This is a genomic window from Glutamicibacter sp. BW77 (genome assembly GCF_002332285.1).
GTDB lineage: Bacteria > Actinomycetota > Actinomycetes > Actinomycetales > Micrococcaceae > Glutamicibacter > Glutamicibacter bergerei.
This window is the reverse complement of the sequence record NZ_NRGT01000003.1, coordinates 1-1,277: the sequence shown is the minus strand read 5'-3', so window position 1 is coordinate 1,277 and position 1,277 is coordinate 1. Positions and strand designations below refer to the sequence as shown.

The window sequence follows — 1,277 nt, the reverse complement described above, 5'->3', positions numbered from 1 at the left end:
GCACGGTCCTATGCTGTTCAACGCGTTCCTGCTGGCCGCGAAGCTTCTGCTCAAACTCCACCGGAGGGAGCATCCCCAGGCTTGAATGCAGTCGGCGGCGGTGATAGAAATCCTCAATCCACCAAGCCGCTTTCTGCTTGGCGTCCGCCCTGGTTGCCCACCGGTAGCGGTCATAGAATTCGGTCTTCAGCGTCGACCAGAATGACTCGCTCAGGGCGTTGTCCCAGCACACGCCCGTGCGGCCCACGGACTGCAGCAAATCCAGCTCAACGGCCACCTCATGCAACTGGGCTGAGGTGAATTGCGAGCCGCGGTCCGCGTGGAACACCACCTGACCTGGAATTTGGCCGCGCAAGGTCCTGGCCATGCGCAGGGCCCTTTCCACCAGATCGGTGTTCTGCACGCTATCCAGCGCCCATCCCAGCACCCTGCGGGAGCAGCCATCACGCACTGCGCACAAGTACAGCCAGCCCTCGTTGGTGCGCAGATACGTAATGTCGCTGATCCAGACCTTGTCCAAGGTGCCCTGGTCCCATTGCCGGCGCACCCGATCCGGCAGGTGGTAAGTGTCAACGCCTTGGATCGTGGTCACCGGAGTGAACTTCCGTGGGCTGATCCCTTCGATGCCCTGGCACAGCATTGAAGCAGCGACGGTCTTGGGATCGGCCGGGGATCCCACGCGGGCCAGCTGGGCGGCCGCCCGCGGAGCCCCGTAGGTCTGATGGGAATCGTTGAAGACCTTGGCGACCTTCACATCCCGTGCCCGCTGCGCGGCAGCCCTCGGGGACGGGCCAGCGGTTTGGCGTTGCCTCCAGGCGTAATAGCCTGATTTCGAAACGTGAAGCAATGACGCCATGCGGGTCAAGGCGAACTCATCCTTCAACGCGTGCATCAGTTCGAACCGTTCGACCGATGTTGCTTCGACGCGAAGAAGGACGCTGCTTTTCCCAGGAAACGGTTGTCCTCCCGCAGTTCGAAGACTTCCTTGCGCAAGCGTTTGAGTTCTTCGCGTTCGGACTCGTCCAGCGCGCCGGTCGGCTCGCCGTCCAGGCCTCGGCGGGATCGTTCTTTCTTCACCCAGGTGCCCAGTGTTTGCTCGCCGAGGTTCAGTTCCTTGGCGACCGCGCTGATGGTGCGTCCGGTATCGATGACAAGGCCGGCTGCTTCCCTGCGGTATTCCTCGGTGAAGGACCTGCGTTGCTTTTTCATATTGCTTATTAATGACATCCTCTCAAATGCGGGATCGGCTGATCCCGCTTGTTCGGCTGTCCACTAAT

The 1,277-nt window shown here is 61.2% G+C and carries 1 protein-coding gene; it reads right to left on the bottom strand.

Annotation, left to right across the window (positions count from 1 at the left end):
- Positions 1 to 1,218 (bottom strand): IS3 family transposase gene (locus CIK74_RS00155; RefSeq protein WP_096253686.1). Its coding sequence is split into 2 segments (ribosomal slippage), with 1,219 coding nucleotides annotated over them: positions 1 to 951 and positions 951 to 1,218; the frame shifts between segments, so codons are not numbered across the junction. This gene is flagged as partial in the annotation.
- Positions 1,219 to 1,277: the final 59 nt, after the last annotated feature.